The 20,749-nt window shown below is 63.3% G+C and carries 17 protein-coding genes; 11 read left to right on the top strand and 6 right to left on the bottom strand.

The genetic code is table 11. The features are described 5' to 3' along the window. Position 1 precedes the first annotated feature (1 nt). Positions 2-358, top strand: coding sequence for a phage holin family protein (locus tag BMZ70_RS24055; RefSeq protein WP_092280241.1), 357 nt, complete (start codon positions 2-4; stop codon positions 356-358). Beyond that, positions 345-1,172, top strand: a complete 828-nt coding sequence (metF, locus tag BMZ70_RS24050) for a methylenetetrahydrofolate reductase [NAD(P)H] (protein ID WP_092280239.1) — start codon at positions 345-347, stop codon at positions 1,170-1,172. Before BMZ70_RS24055 ends, metF begins: the two co-directional genes overlap by 14 nt. Here metF and BMZ70_RS24045 read toward each other — a convergent pair. Then, positions 1,169-1,753: a 5-formyltetrahydrofolate cyclo-ligase gene (locus BMZ70_RS24045; RefSeq protein ID WP_092280237.1), complete on the bottom strand. Its 585-nt coding sequence runs from the start codon at positions 1,751-1,753 to the stop codon at positions 1,169-1,171. The genes metF and BMZ70_RS24045 overlap by 4 nt on opposite strands. 30 nt (positions 1,754-1,783) lie before the next feature. Between BMZ70_RS24045 and BMZ70_RS24040 the strand changes: the two genes are divergently transcribed. From BMZ70_RS24040 to BMZ70_RS24025, 4 genes are read left to right on the top strand one after another with little or no spacing between them, the layout of a single operon-like run. Next, a complete protein-coding gene (locus tag BMZ70_RS24040) occupies positions 1,784-3,751 on the top strand; it encodes a lytic transglycosylase domain-containing protein (RefSeq protein ID WP_092280235.1) in 1,968 nt (655 codons plus the stop codon). Between the two features lie 25 nt (positions 3,752-3,776). Then, a complete protein-coding gene (locus tag BMZ70_RS24035) occupies positions 3,777-4,496 on the top strand; it encodes a glutathione S-transferase family protein (protein ID WP_092280233.1) in 720 nt (239 codons plus the stop codon). Positions 4,497-4,500: 4 nt separating this feature from the next. Then, entirely contained in the window at positions 4,501-5,745 is a 1,245-nt protein-coding gene (locus tag BMZ70_RS24030) for a multifunctional CCA addition/repair protein (RefSeq protein WP_092280231.1), read from the top strand. After that, complete coding sequence (locus tag BMZ70_RS24025; protein WP_092280229.1) at positions 5,742-6,353, top strand: GNAT family N-acetyltransferase; 612 nt, start codon at positions 5,742-5,744, stop codon at positions 6,351-6,353. The genes BMZ70_RS24030 and BMZ70_RS24025 overlap by 4 nt, the downstream gene beginning before the upstream one ends. On the opposite strand, the gene BMZ70_RS24020 is transcribed toward BMZ70_RS24025, so the two are convergent. Further along, complete coding sequence (locus BMZ70_RS24020) at positions 6,354-6,875, bottom strand: Lrp/AsnC family transcriptional regulator (RefSeq protein WP_092280227.1); 522 nt, start codon at positions 6,873-6,875, stop codon at positions 6,354-6,356. Positions 6,876-7,034: 159 nt separating this feature from the next. Between BMZ70_RS24020 and BMZ70_RS24015 the strand changes: the two genes are divergently transcribed. Together BMZ70_RS24015 and BMZ70_RS24010 are read left to right on the top strand one after the other, a co-directional pair. After that, on the top strand, positions 7,035-10,598 hold the full coding sequence (locus tag BMZ70_RS24015; RefSeq protein ID WP_092280225.1) for an indolepyruvate ferredoxin oxidoreductase family protein: 3,564 nt from the start codon (positions 7,035-7,037) through the stop codon (positions 10,596-10,598). A 156-nt stretch (positions 10,599-10,754) separates the two neighbouring features. Continuing rightward, positions 10,755-13,454: a TonB-dependent receptor plug domain-containing protein gene (locus BMZ70_RS24010; RefSeq protein WP_092280223.1), complete on the top strand. Its 2,700-nt coding sequence runs from the start codon at positions 10,755-10,757 to the stop codon at positions 13,452-13,454. On the opposite strand, the gene BMZ70_RS24005 is transcribed toward BMZ70_RS24010, so the two are convergent. Further along, the gene (locus tag BMZ70_RS24005) at positions 13,399-14,625 is read right to left on the bottom strand and encodes an MFS transporter (RefSeq protein ID WP_092280221.1); all 1,227 of its coding nucleotides are present in this window, start codon (positions 14,623-14,625) and stop codon (positions 13,399-13,401) included. The two genes, BMZ70_RS24010 and BMZ70_RS24005, sit on opposite strands and share 56 nt — an antisense overlap. Before the next feature lie 104 nt (positions 14,626-14,729). On the opposite strand from BMZ70_RS24005, the gene BMZ70_RS24000 reads away from it, so the two are divergent. Genes BMZ70_RS24000 through BMZ70_RS23990 form a run of 3 tightly spaced genes read left to right on the top strand, consistent with a single transcriptional unit; the run spans position 14,730 to position 19,042 of the window. Next, complete coding sequence (locus BMZ70_RS24000) at positions 14,730-15,647, top strand: LysR family transcriptional regulator (RefSeq protein WP_092280220.1); 918 nt, start codon at positions 14,730-14,732, stop codon at positions 15,645-15,647. A 51-nt stretch (positions 15,648-15,698) separates the two neighbouring features. After that, on the top strand, positions 15,699-17,237 hold the full coding sequence (locus tag BMZ70_RS23995) for a S41 family peptidase (protein ID WP_175500816.1): 1,539 nt from the start codon (positions 15,699-15,701) through the stop codon (positions 17,235-17,237). 32 nt (positions 17,238-17,269) lie between these two features. Further along, on the top strand, positions 17,270-19,042 hold the full coding sequence (locus tag BMZ70_RS23990) for a M14 family metallopeptidase (RefSeq protein WP_092280218.1): 1,773 nt from the start codon (positions 17,270-17,272) through the stop codon (positions 19,040-19,042). A 1-nt stretch (position 19,043) separates the two neighbouring features. Here the strand turns inward: BMZ70_RS23990 and BMZ70_RS23985 are convergent, their stop codons facing one another. From BMZ70_RS23985 to BMZ70_RS23975, 3 genes are read right to left on the bottom strand one after another with little or no spacing between them, the layout of a single operon-like run. Beyond that, positions 19,044-19,379: a hypothetical protein gene (locus BMZ70_RS23985; protein WP_092280216.1), complete on the bottom strand. Its 336-nt coding sequence runs from the start codon at positions 19,377-19,379 to the stop codon at positions 19,044-19,046. Between the two features lie 59 nt (positions 19,380-19,438). Beyond that, positions 19,439-20,350 (bottom strand): tRNA 2-thiocytidine(32) synthetase TtcA, encoded by a 912-nt coding sequence (ttcA, locus tag BMZ70_RS23980; protein WP_092280214.1) that lies wholly within the window; start codon positions 20,348-20,350, stop codon positions 19,439-19,441. After that, positions 20,347-20,745, bottom strand: coding sequence for a dihydroneopterin aldolase (locus BMZ70_RS23975; RefSeq protein WP_092280212.1), 399 nt, complete (start codon positions 20,743-20,745; stop codon positions 20,347-20,349). Before BMZ70_RS23975 ends, ttcA begins: the two co-directional genes overlap by 4 nt. Between the last annotated feature and the right edge of the window lie 4 nt (positions 20,746-20,749).

Below are 20,749 nucleotides of genomic sequence, written 5' to 3'. Positions count from 1 at the left end.
TATGCGTTTGGTCCTTACCTGGTTAATCAATGCAGCTGCCTTGCTGGCAGTGCCTTACCTGATGCATTCCGTCGATGTCACAAGCATAGGCGCAGCCCTCGTCGCGGCTCTTGTACTGGGCCTGGTCAATACGCTGATACGTCCCGTCCTGCTCCTGCTGACCTTACCGGTGACGCTGGTGTCACTGGGCCTGTTCATCTTCATCGTCAACGGCTTCATGTTCTGGCTGGTGGCGCAATGGGTGGACGGCTTCCACGTCGACAGCTTCCTGTCGGCCGTCGGCGGCGCAATCCTGTACAGCGTGATTTCCTGGGCTTTGTCGACCTTACTTTTGAAGAACCCAGATGGACAATCCTAACTTCAGTATCGAATTCTTCCCGCCGAAGACGGCGGAGGGTGCGGAAAAGCTGCGCGTCACGCGCGCCAAACTGTCCGAACTCAAACCAAAATATTTTTCCGTGACTTTCGGCGCCGGCGGCACCACGCAGCGCGGCACGCTGGACACGGTGGTCGAGATCCTCAACGCCGGCGAAGACGCGGCGCCGCACCTGTCCTGCGTGGGCGGCACGCGCGAGTCGATCCGCGAAATCCTGACCGAATTCAAATCGCACAACATCAAGCGCATCGTCGCACTGCGCGGCGACCTGCCGAGCGGCTACGGCGCGGCCGGCGAGTTCCGTTATGCGAATGAGCTGGTGGAATTCATCCGCCAGGAGACCGGCGACTGGTTCCACATCGAAGTGGCGGCCTATCCGGAAGTGCACCCGCAAGCCAAGTCGCCGCAGGACGACCTGCTGGCGTTCGAGCGCAAGGTAAAAGCCGGCGCCAACTCGGCCATCACCCAGTACTTCTACAACGCCGACGCCTACTTCCAGTTCGTCGAGCAAACGCAGAAGCTGGGCATCAACGTGCCTATCGTGGCTGGCATCATGCCGATCACGAACTACACGCAGCTGATGCGCTTCTCCGACATGTGCGGCGCCGAGATTCCACGCTGGGTGCGACTGAAGCTGGCCAGCTTCGGCGACGACAGCGCATCGATCAAGGCCTTTGGCCTCGACGTGGTGACCGGCTTGTGCGAACGCCTGCTGCAAGGCGGCGCACCGGGCCTGCACTTCTACAGCATGAACCAGGCCGCAGCGACCACCGCGCTGTGGCAGCGCCTCGTTTAAACCTCTGTGATGATGCGGTCCAAAGCCACATCATGCCCACCGCTGTCGAACTGCACCTGCAAGCACTGGTAAGCAACGCCCAGTGTTTGCGGGCGCGGCTGGTGACGTACCAGCGTGCGGTCGTAGAAACCGCCGCCGTATCCCAGGCGATAGCCTTGCGCATTAAAACCTAAACACGGCACCAGCAGCGCCGGCGGATACGCCTCCTGCAAGCGCAAGTCGGCCGGCACAGCCACGCCCATCGCATCCTTCACCATCGCTTCGCCGATGCGCCACTCGGCAAACTCCAGCGCCGCATCCTTTTGCACCACCACCGGCAGCAGCAGGCGCGCGCCGAGATGCGCCAGTTCCCCATATGCCGCATGCAAGTCCGGCTCGTCGCGCAGCGGCCAGTAGACGCCCAGCGCCGCCGGCTGTGCAGCCTTCCACCACGCCACCACCTGCGCGCCGATCGCCCGGTCCCACGCCGCTCGCGTGGCGCTGTCGATAGCGCGCCGCGCGGCCAGCAACTGCTTCCTTAAATCCGCCTTGCGGGCTGGTGATTCGGCGTCGCTGCGTGGTATTCTAGACATGCTGGTCATAATTGATTCAAGTCTTAAGAGAGTTGCACATTGATTTCTGCTTCGAAATGGATAGCCGGCGCCCTCGTCGTAGCCTTTACCTCGTTTGCCCACGCCGACGACGCTGATAGCCGCAGGGAAGACGACTCCTTCCTGCTGCTGCGCGACGCTGTACGCCAGGACGATGCGTCCAAAGCGGAGTTCTACGCCGCGCGCCTGAACAACTACTCCATTCCATCCTACGTTGATTATTATCGGCTGAAATCCCGCCTGAAGGATGCCTCGTCGTCCGAAATCCGCGATTTCTTCAAGCGCTACGAAGGCCAGGCCATTGTCGACCGCCTGCGCAACGACTGGCTGCTGGAACTGGGCCGTAAGCGCGACTGGGCCACTTTCGACGAGCAGTATCCGCTGTTCATCCTCAACGACGACACCCAGGTCAAATGCTACGCGCTGACCTCGCGCGCCCTGAAAGGCCAGAAGGTCGCGGACGAGGCACGCGCCTTGCTGACCGCACCGAATGGCTACGGCCAGCCGTGCGCCGACCTGATCGCCACGCTATACCAGAACAACCAGTTCAACACCGAAGACTTGTACGCGCAACTGCGCCTGTCCGGCGAGTACAACGCCACCGGCCAGGCGCGCCGCATCGTCGCGCTGCTGGACGGTCCGGAAAAGAAAGCCGTGCAAGCGGTTGATTTGCCGACCGTCGCTGTCGCCAAGGGCATGGGCGCGAGCAAGGTCGAACATCAGATCTACATTGTCGCCTTGGGCCGCCTGGCCAAGACCAGCATCAAGCTGGCGACGCTGGCGCTGAACAAGGCCACACCGAAAATGACGGCGCATGAGCAGCAGCAGGCTTGGGCGGCGATTGCACTGGCGTCGTCCTACACGCTGGCGCCGGAAACCACCGACTACTGGAAGCGTTCCAACGGCGCGCCGTTGTCGATCGACCAGGCGCAATGGAAGGCGCGCATCGCGCTGCGCAACGGCGACTGGAAAACGGTGGAGAGCACCATCCGCGCCATGCCGCCGTCGCTGCGCAGCGAGCCGACGTGGATCTATTGGCTGGGCCGTTCGTTGATGGGGCGCGACGGCGTCACCAGCCAGCCGAGCGGCGAAGCGCTGCAGCTGTTCCGCAGCATTTCTGATCAATCGAATTATTACGGCCAGCTGGCGCTGGAAGAAACCGGCAAGCTGGTGACCATCCCGCCCGCCGGCGCGCCGCTCTCACAAGCGGAAATCGCGCCAATGGCGGCCAACCCGAACTTCCAGCGTGCGCTGAAGTTCTTCAGCATGCGCCTGCGCTTCGAAGGCACGCGCGAGTGGAACTGGGGCTTGCGCGGCCTGAACGAACGCGAACACCTGGCCGCCGCCGAATTCGCGCGCCAGAACAATATCCTCGACCGCATGGTCAACACCTCGGAGCGCACCCGCATCCAGGTCGACTACACGCAGCGCTTCCCGTCGCCGCACAACGACGTGATGCATCCCGCCACGCAAACGCTGGGTCTCGACAAGGCCTGGGTGTACGGCCTGATACGGCAGGAATCGCGCTTCATCATGGACGCGCAATCGCACGCCGGCGCTTCGGGCCTGATGCAGGTGATGCCGTCCACCGGCCGCTGGATCGCCAAGAAAATCGGCCTGGCCGACTTCGCGCAGGATATGCTGAGCGACGTGCGCACCAACATCCTGCTCGGCACCAACTACCTCAACATGGTGCTGGGGAATATGGATGGCTCGCAGGTGCTGGCCACCGCCGCTTACAACGCCGGGCCGGGACGCCTGCGCACCTGGCGCGCCACGCTGACCAAGCCGATGGACAGCACCGTGTTCATCGAATCGATTCCGTACGTCGAGACGCGCACCTACGTCAAGAACGTGATGTCGAATGCCGCTTACTACGCCGCGCTGTTTGAAGGGCGGCCGCAATCGCTGAAGGCGCGCCTCGGCAGCGTCGCACCGAAAGGCTATACCGAACAGGAAGAGCAGGAAACCAGCTTCGTTCCGCGCTGATCCCTTTTACAGGATACGTACCATCATGCAGACTACCCAACTTGATCCAAGCCTGTCGCAAACCCTGGCCGCCGCACGCTCGCCCGGCCTGACCCTCGTTATCGGCAACAAGAACTACTCGTCGTGGTCCATGCGCCCGTGGGTGGCGATGACCGCCTTCGGCATCCCGTTCCAGGAAGTGCGCGTGCTGCTGGATCAGGACGACACCGCCAACCGCATTTGCAGCTACTCGGCCTCGGGCCGTGTGCCGGTGCTGCTGGCCGGCGAAGAGATGACCATCTGGGACAGCCTGGCGATTTGCGAATACCTCGCCGAGCAGTTCCCCGAACTGCACCTGTGGCCGCAGGACGTGGCGGCACGCGCGATGGCGCGTTCGGTATGCGCCGAGATGCACGCCGGCTTCAGCGACTTGCGCAACTCGATGTCGATGAACATCCGGGCCAGCTATCCGGGCAAGGGCCGCACGCCGGGCACGCAAGCCGACATCGGCCGCATCAGCGAAATCTGGGAAGAGTGCCTGTCGCGCTTCGGCCATCACCAATTCCTGTTTGGCGAGTTCTCGATTGCCGATGCCTACTACGCGCCGGTGGTGTGTCGCTTCCGCACCTACGGCGTGGCGTTGGCGCCGGCACTGGACGCCTACTGCCAGCGCGTGCTGGCCCATCCCGCCGTGGTGCGCTGGGTCAACGAAGCCTTGGCCGAGACCGAGACGGCGCCCAAGCACGACGCGGAAATGCCGGACTAAGACCATGCAGATTTACGTAGTAGGCGGCGCAGTCCGCGATGCGCTGCTTGGCCTGCCGGTCAAGGACCACGACCACGTGGTGGTCGGTGCCACGCCCGATGAGATGATCGCCAAGGGCTTCCGCCCGGTCGGCAAGGACTTTCCGGTGTTCCTGCATCCGAAGACGCAGGAAGAATACGCACTGGCCCGCACCGAGCGCAAGACCGCGCCCGGCTACAAGGGCTTCGTGTTTCACACCTCGCCTGACGTCACGCTGGAAGATGATTTGATCCGGCGCGACCTCACCATCAACGCCATCGCGCGCGCCGACGACGGCACGCTGACTGACCCATACGGCGGCCAGCGCGATCTTGAGCAGCGCATCTTCCGCCATGTCTCGGAAGCCTTCGCGGAAGATCCGGTACGCATCCTGCGCATCGCGCGTTTTGCCGCGCGCTTCAGCGACTTCCGCGTCGTGCCTGAAACCAATGCGCTGATGAAGCAGATGGTGGAGCAGGGCGAAGTCGATGCGCTGGTGCCGGAGCGTGTGTGGCAGGAACTGTCGCGTGGATTGATGGAACATAAGCCGTCACGCATGCTGGAAGTGCTGCGCGACTGCGGCGCACTGGCGCGCATCCTGCCGGAGCTGGACGCGTTGTGGGGCGTGCCGCAGCCGGAGAAATGGCATCCCGAAATCGACACCGGCATCCACGTGCTGCAAGTGATCGACTGCGCGGCACAACTGGACCGCGACCTGCCAACCCGCTTCGCCTGCTTGATGCACGACCTGGGCAAGGCCGCCACGCCGCCGGAAAACTGGCCCGCGCACCACGGCCATGAAGGCCTTGGCGTCAAGCTGGTGGAGCAGGTGAGCAAGCGCCTCAAAGTCCCGACCGAATGCCGCGACCTGGCCGTGATGACGACGCGGGAGCATGGCAACGTGGGCCGCGCGTTGCAACTGCGCGCCAACACCATCGTCACCTTGTTTGAGCGCTGCGACGCCTTCCGCAAACCGGCGCGCTTCACGCAAATGCTGCTGGCGACCGAGTGCGATTCGAAAGGACGCATCGGCCCGAATGCCAGCTACGCTGATTCGCCGTTCCCGCAGCTCGCGCATCTTGAAAACGCACTGGCTGCAGCACGCGGCGTCAACGCCGGCGAAATCGCTGCATCGTGCGTCGACAATCCACAACGCATCCCTGAGCGCGTACATGCCGCGCGCGTACGCGCCGTCAAGGCAGTGTTGAAGGAAGAAGAGGACGCGGAATGAGCCGGCTGGTGCTGGTGAAGGAGTTGCGCGAGCGCGACCGGCGCCGCATGCTCAAGCACTTCCTCGATCTGGAAGACAGTGATCGCCTGCTGCGCTTCGGCACCGTGCTGCCGGACGAGCAGGTGAGCAACTACGTCAACCGCATCGACTTCTCGCGCGACATGGTGTTCGGCGTGTACAACCGGTTCTTCAAACTGGTAGCGGTGGGCCACCTGGCGTTTGCGCCGCGCGATGAAAAAAACAGCGTCACCGAGAAGGAGCGGGTGGCCGAATTCGGCGTCTCGGTCAGCAAGACTGCGCGCGGGCTGGGTGTGGGATCGAAGCTGTTCGAGCGCGCCGCCATCTCCTGCCGCAACAACGACGTGGACACGCTGTACATGCACTGTCTGTCGTCCAACAAGACCATGATGCACATCGCGAAAAAGGCCGGCATGGAAATCCACCGCGACTACGGCGAGGCCGATGCCTACCTCAAGCTGCCGCCAGCCAATCCGGCCAGCGTGCTGCAAGAAGCGCTGGACGAACAGTTCGCGGTACTGGACTACACCTACAAAGCCAACAAGCGCATCGCCAGCAAATGGCTGGGCCGCCTGTTCGGCAAAAAATAATCAGACCAGCGGCAGCGCCGTGGTGTCCTTGACGCGCTGCAGGGCGAACGAGGATTTCACGTCCAGCACCGCCGGGTGGCGCAGCAGCGTCGCCATCATGAAGCGCGAGAAGTGCTCCATGTCTTCCACGTGCACGCGCAGCAGGTAGTCCATTTCGCCGGTCATCGCGTAGCAGGCCACCACTTCCGGCCACTGCGACACCGACTCCGCAAAGTCGGCTCGCGGCGACGGCTGGGTGTTCTGCGCGCCCAGCACGCGCGCGGTGCTGTGCGCCGACGCTTCGTTGTGCTTTTCCAGCCGTACGTTCACATAGGCCAGCAGGCCCAGGCCGATCTTGTCCGGGTCCAGCAGCGCCACGTATTGGCGAATCACGCCGGCTTCTTCCAGCCGCTTGATGCGGCGCAGGCAGGGCGACGGCGACAGCGCGACCTGCTCGGCCACGTCCTGATTCGACAGCCGGCCGTCGGCCTGCAAGATGGACAGAATCTTACGATCGGTTTTATCCAGCGCGATCTTGGTCATAAATACCTCGGGAATTCGGTGTTGAGGGCAATATTATTGCTCAAATCGCGCGCACGGTCGAATTGTTTGCAATTTTATGCCGTCCACGCAGGTCTATACTGGGCGCTACTGGTAGCAAAGCGCTTAGACCGAGCACCGGGCCGAATATTTGGAGACAATATGAATGCACCTCACAAGGGTACGCAGCTAGACATCGCCGTCGATCCCGACACCATCACCCTCGACGATAAATGGACCCTGGAGCGCGGCCGCGCCTTCATGACCGGCACCCAGGCGCTGATCCGCCTGCCGATGATGCAGCGCGAGCGTGACCTCAAGGCAGGCCTGAACACCGCAGGCTACATCACCGGCTATCGCGGTTCGCCTGTCACCAGCGTCGACATGACCGCGATGAAGGCCAAGAAGTACCTCGACGAACACCACGTCAAATTCCATCCCGGGATGAACGAGGACCTGGCCGCGACGGCCGTGTGGGGCACGCAGCAAACCAATCTGTTCAAGGACGCCAAGTACGACGGCGTGTTCTCCATGTGGTACGGCAAAGGCCCCGGCGTGGACCGCTGCGGCGACGTCTTCAAGCACGCCAACAACGCTGGGTCGGCCAAGCACGGCGGCGTGCTGGTATTGGCCGGCGACGACCACGCGGCCAAGTCGTCCTCCACCGCGCACCAGTCGGACCACATCCTGAACGCTTGCGGCATTCCGGTGCTGTACCCATCGTCGGTGCAGGAGTACATCGACTACGGCCTGCATGCCTGGGCCATGAGCCGCTACACCGGACTGTGGGTGTCGATGAAGTGCGTGACCGACATCATCGAATCGGGCGCGGTGGTGGACTTCGATCCGGACCGCGTGCAGATCGAACTGCCGACCGACTTCGAACTGCCGGAAGGCGGCCTGAATATCCGCTGGCCGGACACGGTGCTGGACATGGAAGTGCGCATGAACAGCTACAAGTGGTACGCCGCACTGGCCTACTGCCGCGCCAATAAGCTGAACAAGATTATCTGGGATTCGCCGAAGCCGAAGATCGGCATCATCACCGCCGGCAAATCGTATCTCGATACGCGCCAGGCGCTGGCCGACCTGGGCATCGACGAACAGGCCGCCGCCGATATCGGCATCCGCCTGTACAAGATCGGCATGACCTGGCCGCTGGAAGCGGACGGCGTGCACGAATTCGCCAAGGGCCTCGACGAAATCCTGGTGGTGGAAGAGAAGCGCCAGATCCTTGAATACGCGCTGAAGGAAGAGCTGTACAACCTGCCGGACGGCGAGCGTCCACGCGTGGTCGGCAAGTTCGACGACACCGGCGAATGGAGCAACAAGGGCAAGACCGGCCACGGCGACTGGCTGCTACCGGCGACCTATGAACTGAATCCGGCGCAGATCGCGCGCGCCATCGCCTCGCGTATTGCGCACTACTGCGACGGCCATCCTGTCGCCAAGCGCGTGCAGGAGCGCGTCGCCTATCTGGAAGCGAAGGAAGCGGCGCTGAAGACGCTGCCGTCCAAGCCGAATCCGCAGACCGACCGCACGCCGTTCTTCTGCTCCGGCTGTCCGCACAACTCGTCGACCAAAGTGCCTGAAGGTTCGCGCGCGCTGGCCGGCATCGGCTGCCACTACATGGTGCTGTGGATGGACCGCGAGACCTCCACCTTCACCCACATGGGCGCGGAAGGTGTGACGTGGGTGGGGCAGGCGCCGTTCACCAACGAGAAGCACGTGTTCACCAATCTGGGCGACGGCACTTACTTCCACTCGGGGATCCTGGCGATCCGCGCCGCCGTGGCGGCCAAGGTCAACATCACCTACAAGATCCTGTTCAATGACGCGGTGGCCATGACCGGCGGCCAGCAGTTCGATGGTCCGCTCGATCCGGGCATGATCTCGCGCCAGATCGCGGCGGAGGGCGTGACGCCGATTATCGTGGTGACCGACGAACCGGATAAATATCCAGCCGATTACAACTGGGCGCCGGGCGTCACCGTGCGCCATCGCAGCGAATTGATGGACGTGCAGCGCGAACTGCGCGACAAGCCGGGCGTGTCGGCCATGATTTACGACCAGACCTGTGCCTCCGAAAAACGCCGCCGCCGGAAACGCAATGAATACCCGGATCCAGCCAAGCGCGCCGTGATCAACGAAGCCGTGTGCGAAGGCTGCGGCGACTGCTCGGTGCAGTCCAACTGCCTGTCGGTGGAGCCGCTGGAGACGGAACTGGGACGCAAGCGCCAGATCAACCAGTCCTCCTGCAACAAGGACTTCTCCTGCACCACCGGTTTCTGCCCGAGCTTTGTGACGGTGGAAGGCGGCGCGCTGAAGAAACCGAAGAAGGCCGCCGTGGGCGATGCGCCTATGCCGGCCTTGCCGACGCCGACGCTGCCATCGACCGCGCAGCCGTACGGCATCCTGATCACCGGCATCGGCGGCACCGGCGTGGTGACCGTCGGCCAGATCCTGGCGATGGCGGCGCACGTCGAGAACAAAGGCGCCATCGTGCTGGACATGAGCGGCCTGGCGCAAAAGGGCGGCCCTGTCATGTCGCACGTGCGCCTGGCTGACAAACAAGCCGATTTGCACTCGACCCGCGTCGGCACTGGCAGCGCTGATCTGGTGGTAGGCTGCGACCTGATCGTCACCGCCTCGCGCGACGCCTTGTCGCGCATGGGCGAAGGCCGTACGCATGCGATGATCAACTCGACCGGTTCCTCGACCGCAGCCTTCGTGAAAAACCCGGACTGGCAGTTCCCGGACGCCGGCTCGCGCGGTGAAATCATCCGCGCCTGCGGCAACGACAACGTCTCCTTCGTCGATGCCGGGCAGATCGCCACCGCGCTGATGGGCGACTCCATCGCCACCAATATGTTCATGCTGGGCTACGCCTTCCAGAAAGGCCACGTGCCGCTGACGGAAGCGTCGTTGATCAAGGCGATTGAACTGAACGGCGTCTCGGTCGCCTTCAACAAGGCCGCCTTCAACTGGGGCCGTACGGCGGCGCACGATCTGGGTTCGGTAACCAAGCTGACCACCCCGGCGAAAGTGATCGAGTTCAAACGCATCCAGACGCTGGATGACCTGATCGCCAAGCGCGTGGACCTGCTGACCGCATACCAGGACGCGAATTATGCTAAACAGTATAAATCGTTTGTCGAACAAGTCCGCGCTGAAGAGGCCAAGCTGGGCAAGAGCACCCGCCTGAGCGAAGCTGTGGCGCGCTACTTCTACAAGCTGATGGCCTACAAGGACGAATACGAAGTCGCACGCTTGTACAGCGACGGCGCCTTCCGGCAAAAAATCGCCGGCATGTTCGACGGCGACATCAAGCTGAAATTCCACCTCGCGCCACCGCTGCTGGCCAAGCACGACTCGCAGGGACGACTGGTCAAGAAGGAATACGGCCCGTGGATGCTGAAAGCCTTCGGCGTGCTGGCCAAATTCAAAGGCCTGCGCGGCACCGCGCTGGACGTCTTCGGCTACACCGAAGAGCGCAAGATGGAACGTGCGCTGATCGGCGAATACCGCCAGACCATCAGCAGCCTGCTGCCGAAGCTGACGGCGGACAACCTGCCGCAAGCGGTGGCCATCGCCAGCATTCCGGAAGACATCCGCGGCTACGGCCACGTGAAGGAGCGCCACCTGAAAGCGGCCAAGCAGAAGGAGGCCGCCCTGCTGGCCGTCTTCGGCAAGCCCGCCGAAGCTACCGCTCCGCACGCTGCTTAAAATTTTGCTATTCTTGACCGAGCCGGGGGTAATCCCCGGCTTTTTTATCATGCACCCAAATAGTGCATAACTGAATAAGCTAGTAACAAAACATTCGTTCAGTATTGTGGTCGTACTTGTTAAGGTGGCAGCCTTTTACAAATCTGGACCACTTCAATGACAATAAAATTCAAATTGAACCCGCTGGCGGCAGGCGCTATCGCGCTGCTGTGCGGCGTGGCCGGCCCTACCCAGGTGCTGGCGCAGGATGCTGTGGCGGCTACCACGCCGCCGGCTGTCGTGATCACCGGTTCGCGTATTCCGCGCGCCGGTACGGAAGGCCCGTCGGCCGTCACCGTCATTACCGCCGACGACATCACCAAGCAGGGCTACCGCAACGTCTTCGACGCCCTGACCAACCAGACCCAGAACAGCGGCTTCGTGCAGGGCGCCGACTACGGCAATACCTTCACGCCGTCCGCCAATGCCATCAGCCTGCGCGGCCTCGGCCCGAATCACACGCTGGTGCTGCTGAACGGCCGCCGCATGGCCGATTTCCCGATCGCCTATGACGGCACGGTCAATTTCACCAACCTGGCCAATATTCCATCGAGCGTGGTGGAGCGCATTGAAATCCTGAGCGGCGGCGCCTCGGCCGTCTACGGCTCGGACGCGGTGGCCGGCGTGGTCAACATCATCCTGAAGAAGAAGGCGGATGGCTACGACATCAACCTGAAGGCCGGCGGCACCTCGCGCGGCGGCGCTGGCGACCAGCGCCTGCAGTTCACCGGTGGTAAGAGCTTCGACAAGCTGAATACGCTGTTTAGCGTCGAACTGCTGGAACGCGATCCGCTGTGGAGCGCCGACCGCGATTTCATGGCCGCGAAAACCGGCGTGGCGCCGACCTCGGTCCTTGGCCGCAAGAACGTCAGCACCGGCAAGTATGTCGACCTGGGCGACACCTGCTCGGCGATCGGCGATATGTTCGGCGGCAGCACGGTGAAGTACACGGCCAAGGCAGGCAGCTACTGCGCCAGCCCGAAAGTCGGCCCAACCTACTGGACCACGCAGACCAAGAACAGCAGCCAGAACGTGTTCGGCAGCGCCAATTACGAGCTGTCGCCGGAGACCACGCTGTACGCGGAAGCACTGTTCGGCCAGAACCGCAGCACCAACAACACGCGTGGCCCGTCGTGGACCTCGCGCTCGCTGACCGATTCCTACTTCTGGAACCAGAACACCAACGCCTACGAGGCATGGAACCGCTACATCTCGCCGGAAGAAATGGGCGGCGTGGAGCGCTACAACCGCTACTGGGATGACCAGGCCAGCTCGCTGTCGTTCGGCGCGCGCGGCGTCATTCCGGGCACCAGCTGGAATTATGAAGCCGGCTACACCGCTTCGCTGTACAAGAGCCAGGACCATCGTCCGCGTGCGTTGTCGACGATCGACAGCTTCTTCCTCGGCCCGCAACTGGGCGTGGACAAGAACGGCGTGGCAATCTACGCACCTGATCCGGCGCGCCTGACCAAGCGCTTGACGCCGCAGGAGTTCAACTCCATCACCGGCGCGTCTGTCAGCGACGACAAGTCGTGGACCAACACCCTGAGCCTGTCGGCCAACGGCGATGCCTTCGAACTGCCGGCCGGTCCGGTCAAGGTGGCGGCGGTCGCGGAGCTTGGCAAGCAGGGCTTCTCAAATACGCCTGACGCGCGTATCAACCAGGGCTACTTCAACGCCCTCACCGGCGCTGACGTTACCGCCGGTACCCGCAAGCGTTACGCGGCCGGTGTGGAAGCCAATATCCCGGTGATCCAGTCGATCAACGCCACGCTGGCGGGCCGCTACGACAAGTACAGCTTCGCGGGCCGCGATGACGGCAAGTTCACCTACAACGGCGGTGTGGAATGGCGTCCGGTCCAGCAGCTGCTGGTGCGCGGCACTTACGCCACCAGCTTCCGCGCGCCGGACATGAACTACATCTTCAAGGCACGCGGCACCGGCTACTACTCGTCCACCACCGACTACTACCGCTGCGCCAAGGCCGGCCAGGCGGTGGCCGACTGCGAGTTCGCCAACTACTCGCCGGGCGCCGATTACGTGCAGACCGGCAGCAAGGACCTGCGCTCCGAGAAGGGACGTTCGACCGGCCTCGGTATCGTGTGGTCACCTAGCGCGGACTTCGATGTATCGCTGGACTACTGGAACATCAAGATCGGCGACCTGGTCACCAATCTTAGCGCCGACAATCTGCTGCGAGACGAAGCGGCTTGCCGCATCAAGGGCGACCTGACTTCTCCGACTTGCGCCGATGCGATTTCGCGTATTACCCGCTACCCGGACAATGCGCTGAACAAGCCGGGCGAGATCAAGTCGATCCTGGTCAACCCGATCAACGCGGCCACCACCAGCGTGGATGGCATCGACATCTCGGGCAAGTACGTGTTCCGCACCAAGGACTACGGCAACGTCATCACCAAGGTCAACTACTCGAAGACGCTGAACAAGCACTCGCGCCAGTTTGCCGGAGATGCGCTGAACGACGATCTGGAAGACCTGACCAACTACGACTGGCGCGACAAGCTGAATGCCAGCGTGACCTGGAACAACGGCAAATGGTCGAACACCTTGTTCTTCCAGCGCTACGGCAAAGCGCCTAACGCGGCCGGCGACGCTTTCCTGACGCCGACCACGTTGATCAACGCCAGCGTGGTGTACCGCCTGAATGAACGCACCACCTTGTCGGTGGCGGTGAACAACCTGTTCAACCAGGTCAAGGCCGACAACAGCGCCGGCTGGCCGTACTACCCGGTTGGTAATTTCAGCCCGGTTGGCCGTCAAGGCTGGGTTGAGCTGAACTACCACTTCGGCGGCTAAGCCACTCGGTAATCCAGTACAGCAGCGCCGCGCCGTTGAACGCAGCACCGGTCAACAGCGCGGCGTGCCAGCCGTGGGCGGCGTACATCCAGCCGCCCAGCGCCGATCCCAGCGCGCCACCGGCGAAGAACACCGCGAAGTAGACGCCGTTCAATCGGCTGCGCACTTCCGCACCCAGCGTGAAGATGGCGCGCTGACCCAGCACCAGGTTGGCCGCCACCCCCATATCCAGCACGATCGATGCGATCACCAGCAGTGCCAGCGCCACTTCGCGCGAACCGGGCGCAATCATCGGCAGCGTAAATCCCACAATACCCAACACCAGCGCAACGGCGGTCGCCACCAGCGTGTGGCCTTTGTCCGCCAGCTTGCCGGCGACAGGCGAGGCGATGGCGCCCGCCATGCCGACCAGCGCAAACACCGCAATGCCGGTTTGCGACAGGTGGAAGGTCGGACCGGCCAGCATCAGCGGCGTCACGGTCCAGAACAGGCTGAAGGAGCCAAACAGGCCGGCGTGATACGCGGCGCGGCGGCGCAGCACTGGCGTTTGCAGGAACAGGTGCCACAAGGAGCCAAGCAGCTTCGGATAGGTGATGTGGTGGTTCGGCATGCGCTGCGGCAGTTTGGCGCGCAGCACGAAGGCCAGCACGGTCACGATCACGGCGGCGCCGCCGAATACCACGTGCCAGCTGGTGGCGTCGGCGATCAGGCTGGCCGCAGGACGCGACAGCATCACGCCCAGGAACAAGCCGCTGACTACTTTACCGACCGTCTCGCCGCGCTTGGCTTCTTGCGACAGGTGGGCCGCAAACGGCACCACGATCTGCGCCGCCACCGAGCCGAGGCCAATGCCCAGCGCGGCGATCAGGAACATCCACGCGCTGTTGCTGATCGCGGCCAGCACCAGCATGGTGGCGGTGAACAGCAGGCCGGTGAAGATCAGGCGGCGGTTTTCCAGCAGGTCACCCAGCGGCACGATGAACAGCAGGCCGAGACAGTAGCCGATCTGCGTCAGTGTCACGATCAGGCCCGCCGCTTCGGGCGACAGGCCGGTGGAGGCGCTGATCGGGCCGACCAGCGTTTGCGCGTAATACAGGCTGGCCACGATCAGGCCGGTCGCCGTGGCCAGCAGCATGACCATGCCAGGGCTGATGTCTTCTTGTTTGCTCATGATGGTTCTCCAGTGGGTATCTCGATGAGCAAAGTGTAGGCAAAAGCTGGGTAAAGATAATTAGGGCATAATGCACCTATACTTTTCACATTATGTGAACAATCATGGACCGACTCAAAGCCATGCAGGCTTTCGTCCGCATCGTCGAGGCCAACAGCTACACCAAGGCCGCCGAGACGCTGGACCTGCCGCGCGCCGCGCTCACCGCCACCATCAAGAAGCTGGAAGCCTTCCTCGGCACTCAGTTGCTGCAGCGGACCACGCGCCGCCTGTCGCTGACGCCGGATGGCGCCGACTACTTCCGCAAGTGCCTCGAGATTTTGCAGGCGGTGGAAGATGCCGAAGGGACGTACCGGGGGCAGGGCGGCGGTCAGCCGCGCGGCAAGCTACGGGTCGAACTGCCCGGCACCTTCGGCCGCTACGCCGTGGTGCCGCACATTGCCGACTTTTGCCGCGCCTATCCCGAAGTCGATCTGGTACTGAGCTTGAACGAGCGGGTGCAAGACCTGACCGAGCAAGGGCTGGACTGTTCGCTGCGCGTGGGTGTGCTGCAGGATTCCGCCATGATCGCGCGGCCGCTGGGCGGCATGCGCTGCCTCACCTGTGCCTCGCCGGCCTACCTGGCGGCGCACGGCGTGCCTCAGGCGTGGAGCGACTTGAGCGCGCATCGCGGCGTGATGCACTTCTCCGGCCGCACCGGTCGTCCCTACGACTGGGATTTCGTGGTGGAGGGCAGCGTGATGATTACCGCCATTCCGGGCGCGATTGCCGTCAACGACGCCGAGGCCAATGTCAGCTGCGCCTTGCAGGGACTGGGACTGGCGCAGGCGGCGGCGTATCAGGTGCGCGACCACTTGGCCAGCGGCGCGCTGGTCGAAGTGCTGGCCGACACGCCGCCGCCGCCGATGCCGATCTCGCTGCTGTATCCGCAGGGCCGCATGTCCTCGCCGCGCCTGCGCGTGTTTGCCGACTGGCTGGCGGCGCTGCTGCGCCACGATCCCGACCTGCAAAGTAATTTGTAAGAAGATTGTAACCTTGGCATTGCCGGCGGCAGGCGCAGATATAATTCTTGAATGAAATTTCACTTCCTTTTATCCGGCGCTGCGGTAACGGCAGCGCTGCTGGCAGGCTGCGGCGGCTCGTCCGGGACGACGCCGGCGACACCGACCACGCCGACCGAGCCCACCGCGCCGACCACGCCCACGGATCCGACCACGCCCACCACGCCGACCGATCCGACCACGCCGTCGCTGCCCGAGTGGCACACCCTGCTCAACCACTGCGCCGCGCCGCGCGGCACCGGCTATCCGGACGTGCAAGGTACGCTGAACGAGGAAATGCGCTGGCTGCACTCCTTCTTCGACGCCACCTATCTGTGGTATCGCGAAATTCCGGCCAACCTGAACATGGCGGACTACAGCACCGCAATCGATTATTTCGCGCAGCTGAAAACCTCGGCCGTCACTGCGTCGGGCCGGCCCAAGGACCGCTTCCACTTCACCTATCCCACTGCGACCTGGGAAGCGCTGAATTCGTCCGGCGTGGCGCTCGGCTACGGCCTGACCTGGCTGCGCAACAACGACGCCGCGCTGTCGCGCATCTACACCATCGGCATGGTCGAACCGGGATCGCCGGCGGCGCTGGCCGGCATGCAGCGCGGCGACAGCCTGGTGTCGGCGGACGGCGCTGCCGTCAGCGATACATCGAGCGAAGCCAAGGCCACCATCAGCGCGGCACTGGCGCCCAAGGCGGAAGGCGAGAGCCACCTGCTGTCCTGGAGCCGTAACGGCACGGTGATGCAGGCCACGCTGGCTGCGCGCAAGCTGGCCATCCCGCCGGTGCGCCTGGCCAAGGTGCTGGACACGGCGGACGGCAAGGTCGGCTATCTGAACTTCGGCGAACACAATGCAGTGGCCGAGGGCCAGTTGGTGAACGCCATCCAGTCCTTCAAGGACGCCGGCGTAAAAGACTTGGTGCTGGACCTGCGCTACAACGGCGGCGGCCTGCTGAGCATCGCCAGCGAGCTGGCGTATATGATCGCGGGGCCGGAAGCCACGGTCGGCCGCATCTTTGAGAAACCGATCTACAACGACAAGACCACGCCGCAGGCCGCCATCATGTTCCAGGCGGCGGCGCTGGGCTACAAGTCGGACAACACCATCAAGGCCGGCACCGCGCTGCCGTACCTGAACCTCAAGCGCGTGACGGTGCTGACTGCGGCCGGCACCTGCTCGGCCAGCGAATCGGTCATCAACAGCCTGCGCGGCGTGGATGTGGAAGTGAACCTGATCGGCGGCGAAACCTGCGGCAAGCCGTATGCGTTCACGCCGGCGGCCAACTGCGGCACCACCTACTTTGCGATCCAACTGCAGGGCGTCAATAACAAAGGCTTTGGCGATTACGCCGACGGCTTCACGCCGACCTGCCGCGTGGCGGACGACCTGTCGCATGCGCAGGGCGACCCGGCCGAGGGTGTGCTGGCGGCGGCGCTCAGCTACCGCAGCACCGGCGCCTGTCCTGTCACGACCAAGGCGCTGCGCAGCGCTGCGCCGGCCGGGCCGTTGACGCCGCTGCGGCATGAGGTGATGGAAATCTCGATACGCGATCGCTAAATATTTTTTAACCCAACGCTGGAAGTCCAACCATGAAACGTTCCGCCATCCTGCTTGCCCTTGCCGCCACCGCCACCTCCGCGCTGGCCGCCGCACCTGCCGCCGCTCCGCTGAGCACCGTCTCCGAGCGCTCCGGCTTCCAGGCCACCGGCCGCTATGACGAAGTGATCGCGCTGTGCGCGCAGTTCCAGAAAGCGTATCCGAAGCAGGTGCGCTGCTTTGAATTCGGCCGCACGCCGCAAGGCCGTCCGATGCTGGCGCTGGCCGTCTCGCGCACCGGCGCGCTGACCGCCGAGCAGGCGAAGAAGAAGGGCGTGCCGGTGCTGCTGGTGCAGGGCGGCATCCACGCCGGTGAAATCGACGGCAAGGATGCGGGCTTCCTGGCGCTGCGCGAAGCGCTGGAGAACAAGGCGGCGCCGGGGGCGCTGGACAAGCAGGTGCTGTTGTTCGTCCCGGTGTTCAACGTCGACGGCCACGAGCGCTTCGGCAAGAACAACCGCCCGAACCAGCGCGGCCCGGTGGAAATGGGCTGGCGCACCACGGCGCAGAACTACAATCTGAATCGCGATTACGTGAAGGCCGATGCGCCGGAGATGCAAGCCATGCTGGCGCTGGTGAACGCCTGGGATCCGCTGGCCTATATCGACCTGCACGTGACCGATGGCGCCAAGTTCCAGCCTGATATCTCGGTGCAGGTGGAGCCGGTGCACGGCGGCGACGAGGACTTGAAAGTGGCCGGCGCGGCGCTGCAGAAAAATGTGATGGCCGACCTGAAGGCGCAGGGCTCCGATCCGCGCCAGTTCTACATCTCGTTCGCCAAGGAAGACGATCCGATGTCGGGCTTCATCGACAGCATGGCGACGCCGCGCTTCTCGACCGGTTACTTCCCGATGCGTAACCGCTTCGCGATGCTGGTGGAAACCCATTCGTGGAAGGACTATCCGACCCGCGTGCGCATCACCCGCAACACCATCGTCTCGCTGCTGTCGCAAGTGGCGCAGCATGGCAAGGAGTGGCAGAAGCTGGTGCAGCAGGCCGACGCGCGCGCGCTGGCGCTGGGCGGCAGCGAGTTCCCGCTCAGCTATCGCACCACCTACAACAGCAAGACCATCGAGTTCCCCGGCTACGCCTACACGCGCGAGCATTCGGAGATTTCGGGCGGCCTGTGGACGCGCTACGACGAGACCAAGCCGCAGATGTGGACCGTGCCGCTGCGCGATGAAATCGTGCCGGACTTCCGCGTGAAGGCGCCGCTGGGCGGCTACATCGTGCCGGTGGCGGATGCGGGCTGGGTCGGCGCCAAGCTGAAACAGCACGGCATCGACTTCAAGGTGATCAAGGACGACCAGATGTCGGCCGAGGTGGAGACCTTCCGCGCCACCAAGACCACCTTCGGCACCCAGTCGTTCGAAGGCCACCAGTCGCTGGCGGTGGAAGGGGATTGGGCGCGCGAGCGCCGTGCGGTGTCGAAAGGCGCGCTGTTCGTGCCGATCGCGCAGCCGAAGGCGCGGCTGGTGATGACCATGCTGGAGCCGCGCGGCGCCGACGGCCTGCTGGCGTGGGGCGAATTCAATAACGCCTTCGAGCGCAAGGAGTACATGGAGGACTACGTGGCGGAGGAAGTGGCGCGCGACCAGCTGGAAGCCAATCCGGCGCTGCGCGAGGAGTTCCGCAAGAAGCTCGACACCGACGCGGCCTTCAACAAGAGCCCGGAGAAGCGCCTGGAATTCTTCGCCAGGCGCCACGCTTCGTGGGATGAGCGTTACAACCTCTACCCGGTGATGCGCACCGCGCAGAAGTTCTGATTTAAAACTGCATGGATGATGCTTTCGCCTGTTGTTTGGCGACTTCCTCATCCATCTTCTGCTTGAGCAGGTCCGCCACCTTGGTGTCGACGGCTTTTTTCTGGTCGGGCGTCATGGCGGCGTATTCCTCTTCCGAGATACCGAGCTGCTTGCGGATCGCCGCAGCGACGCGCTCACCCAGCGGCTTTTTCAGATAGGCTTCCAGCTCGGACGCGGCGTCGGGCTTTTTGGTTTCGGCCGTCTTGAGCAGCGCGCCGAAATCGCCACCCGCACCATTCTTCTTCGGCGAAAAATTCAGCAACGACGCGTCGCTGAGCGCCTTGTTCTCGATTTTCATCTGCAATCCTTTACCCCTGGTTAGTCACGACGCTTCCTAGCCGGGGGCAAAGGAAGCACTCATTCCTCGCGTTGCAGCGGGATGATACCCGGAACGGTGGCCGGGGTGGAGCAGGGTTCTTCGTCGAAGGCGATGTCGCCGGCCGGGTTGGCGATGCCGTCGGCTTTGATGTCCTTGAAGCCGAACAGGTCGCGGTCCATCAGGTGCGAAGGCACCACGGTCGACAGCGACGAGAAGATGTTTTCCACACGGCCCGGGAATTTCTTTTCCCAGTCGCGCATCATGGCCTTGATCTGCTTGCGCTGCAGGTTTTCCTGCGAGCCGCACAGGTCGCACGGGATGATCGGGAAGCCTTTGACTTCGGCGTAGCGCTCGGTGTCTTCTTCCTTCACGTAGGCCAGCGGACGGATCACCATGTGCTTGCCGTCGTCCGACACCAGCTTGGCTGGCATGCCTTTGATTTTCCCGCCGAAGAACATATTCAGGAAGAAGGTCTCGAGGATGTCGTCGCGGTGGTGGCCCAGCGCGATCTTGTTGCAGCCCAGTTCATCGGCCACGCGGTACAGGATGCCGCGACGCAGGCGCGAGCACAGCGAGCAGGTGGTCTTGCCTTCCGGGATCAGGCGCTTGACGATGCTGTAGGTGTCCTGGTTTTCGATGTGGAACGGCACGCCCAGTTTTTCCAGGTAGGCCGGCAGGATATCGGCCGGGAAGTTCGGCTGTTTCTGGTCCAGGTTGACGGCCACGATCTCGAAGTTGATCGGCGCGCGTTCGCGCAGCGTCATCAGGATATCGAGCAGGGCGTAGGAGTCTTTGCCGCCGGACAGGCAGACCATCACCTTGTCGCCATCTTCAATCATGTTGAAGTCGCCGATGGCCTGGCCGACCAGGCGGCACAGGCGTTTGTGCAGCTTGTTGTTTTCGTGGGCGATTTTCTCGGCCGATTTCACGTTGTCGATAACGGCGTTCATGCTGCGTCCTTGATCTTGAATACTTCCACGCCGACGCCTTCGCAATCGGGATAGACGTCCGGCTTCATGGTCGATACGCGCGCCGCGCGCACGCTCGGGTGTTCCAGCATCAGGCGCACGATGTCGTCGCACAGCGTCTCCTGCAGCTGCACGTGGCCGCGCGCCATCAGCTGGGCGATGGTGTTGCGCATGAAGTCGTAGTCCACCACTTCTTCCAGCTGGTCGTGCGACGGCGACGACACCGCCAGCGGGATGTACAGGTCGACGTTGATCAGCAAGCGCTGCTCGCCCTTTTTCTCGAACTCGTAGACGCCGATGTTGATCATGACTTCGTAATTGCGCAGGAACAGGCGGCGGCAGTCGTTCAGTTGCGGGTGTATCAGGGCGGACAGCATGGAG

Source organism: Duganella sp. CF402 (genome assembly GCF_900109645.1).
Taxonomy (GTDB): domain Bacteria; phylum Pseudomonadota; class Gammaproteobacteria; order Burkholderiales; family Burkholderiaceae_D; genus Rugamonas.
The sequence above is the reverse complement of the archived record's forward strand: the minus strand, read 5'-3'. Positions and strand labels throughout refer to the sequence as shown.

Coding starts and splice junctions, on each gene's coding strand:
- BMZ70_RS24055 (WP_092280241.1), top strand. CDS start 2: ATGCGTTTGGTCCTTACCTGGTTAATCAATGCAGCTGCCTTGCTGGCA.
- metF (WP_092280239.1), top strand. CDS start 345: ATGGACAATCCTAACTTCAGTATCGAATTCTTCCCGCCGAAGACGGCG.
- BMZ70_RS24045 (WP_092280237.1), bottom strand. CDS start 1,753: ATGACCAGCATGTCTAGAATACCACGCAGCGACGCCGAATCACCAGCC.
- BMZ70_RS24035 (WP_092280233.1), top strand. CDS start 3,777: ATGCAGACTACCCAACTTGATCCAAGCCTGTCGCAAACCCTGGCCGCC.
- BMZ70_RS24030 (WP_092280231.1), top strand. CDS start 4,501: ATGCAGATTTACGTAGTAGGCGGCGCAGTCCGCGATGCGCTGCTTGGC.
- BMZ70_RS24025 (WP_092280229.1), top strand. CDS start 5,742: ATGAGCCGGCTGGTGCTGGTGAAGGAGTTGCGCGAGCGCGACCGGCGC.
- BMZ70_RS24020 (WP_092280227.1), bottom strand. CDS start 6,875: ATGACCAAGATCGCGCTGGATAAAACCGATCGTAAGATTCTGTCCATC.
- BMZ70_RS24015 (WP_092280225.1), top strand. CDS start 7,035: ATGAATGCACCTCACAAGGGTACGCAGCTAGACATCGCCGTCGATCCC.
- BMZ70_RS24010 (WP_092280223.1), top strand. CDS start 10,755: ATGACAATAAAATTCAAATTGAACCCGCTGGCGGCAGGCGCTATCGCG.
- BMZ70_RS24005 (WP_092280221.1), bottom strand. CDS start 14,625: ATGAGCAAACAAGAAGACATCAGCCCTGGCATGGTCATGCTGCTGGCC.
- BMZ70_RS24000 (WP_092280220.1), top strand. CDS start 14,730: ATGGACCGACTCAAAGCCATGCAGGCTTTCGTCCGCATCGTCGAGGCC.
- BMZ70_RS23995 (WP_175500816.1), top strand. CDS start 15,699: ATGAAATTTCACTTCCTTTTATCCGGCGCTGCGGTAACGGCAGCGCTG.
- BMZ70_RS23990 (WP_092280218.1), top strand. CDS start 17,270: ATGAAACGTTCCGCCATCCTGCTTGCCCTTGCCGCCACCGCCACCTCC.
- BMZ70_RS23985 (WP_092280216.1), bottom strand. CDS start 19,379: ATGAAAATCGAGAACAAGGCGCTCAGCGACGCGTCGTTGCTGAATTTT.
- ttcA (WP_092280214.1), bottom strand. CDS start 20,350: ATGAACGCCGTTATCGACAACGTGAAATCGGCCGAGAAAATCGCCCAC.
- BMZ70_RS23975 (WP_092280212.1), bottom strand. CDS start 20,745: ATGCTGTCCGCCCTGATACACCCGCAACTGAACGACTGCCGCCGCCTG.